Genomic DNA, 1,264 nt, shown 5'->3' on the forward strand with positions numbered 1-1,264 from the left:
CTGCCGCGCCTGTCACGGCGTCGTCCTCCAGCATGCTGCTCCCGAGCGATTGATCAGGGGAGGACTGCCGACCGAGCGGCTCGTCGCGCATGTGATCGACGCCAAGTATCATTGGCATTTGCCGCTTTACCGTCAGGCGCAGATGCTGGCGACGCACGGTATCGCCATCGACCGTTCCACGCTCGCCTTCTGGGTCGGCTACGCCGCCCAGGAATTGAAGCCCTTGTGGCATCGTCTGCGCCAGCTTCTGCTCGCCTCTTCGAAGCTCTGTGTCGACGAGACCCCCGCACCGGTATTGGATCCGGGGCGCGGCAGGACCAAAACCGGCTACTTCTGGGCGCTGTCACGCGATGACAGGCCCTGGGCCGGACCTGACCCACCTGGTGTGGTTTACGCCTATGCACCGGGCCGTGGGGCCGTTCATGGCTTGCAGCTACTTGAGGGCTTTCGCGGCATCATCCACTGCGACGGTTATCAGGCTTACAAGACTATGACCCGAGAGACGCGTGCGGACGCCTTGTCCGGGACGCTCGCCTTCTGCTGGTCGCATCTGAGGCGCCAGTTTGTGAAGATCGAGCGCGAGGCCGCTCCGGCGCCAGCTCCGGTTGCCCGCGAGGCTCTTGAGCGCATCGCCCAACTTTACGCGGTCGAAAAAGCGCTCCGCGGCCGATCAGATGTCGAGCGCCGTGCTGGCAGGCAGGCGCATGCCCGACCTCTGGCTACAGCCTTGAAGCAGTGGTTTGAGGCCAAGCTTGATCACCTTGCACAGAAGAGCGACACGGCGAAGGCCTTGCGTTACGCGCTGCGTCATTGGGACGGCTTGACGCTCTATCTTGATGACGGGCGCATCGAGATGGACACGAATGCTGTCGAGCGTGCGATGCGGCCGATCAAGCTCAACGCCAAGAACTCCCTTTTTGCCGGTTGCGACGAGGGCGCCGAGAATTGGGCAGTTCTGGCTTCGTTAATCGAGACCTGTAAGCTCAATGGCGTCAGTGCCGAGCACTGGCTCGCTGATGTTCTCGCGAAGCTCGTCAATGGTTGGCCTGCGGCGCGACTGGACGAACTGCTCCCTTGGGCATCGATCTACACGATGCATGCACACGATCCGAGGCTGGCGGCATGAGCCTGAACACGACCGCGGTCCGGATCAAGGTGACCCTCAAGGACGTGAAACCGGAGGTGATGCGATGCCTTGTCGTGCCGCTCACGCTGCGCCTTGATCGGCTGCATCTGACGCTTCAGGCGGCGTTTGGCTGGACGA

1 protein-coding gene and 1 pseudogene are annotated in these 1,264 nt (G+C 62.6%); both read left to right on the forward strand.

Annotated elements, in window-relative coordinates; all coding sequences use genetic code 11:
• Nucleotides 1-1,126 (forward strand): IS66 family transposase (locus IVB50_RS38350; RefSeq protein ID WP_247300088.1); only part of this gene is annotated, 1,126 nt, incomplete at its 5' end.
• Nucleotides 1,123-1,264: pseudogene (locus IVB50_RS38355) on the forward strand (plasmid pRiA4b ORF-3 family protein); the annotation flags it as partial. The gene IVB50_RS38350 and the pseudogene IVB50_RS38355, both read left to right, overlap by 4 nt.

Source organism: Bradyrhizobium sp. 87, from assembly GCF_023073015.1.
Classification (GTDB): domain Bacteria; phylum Pseudomonadota; class Alphaproteobacteria; order Rhizobiales; family Xanthobacteraceae; genus Bradyrhizobium; species Bradyrhizobium canariense_D.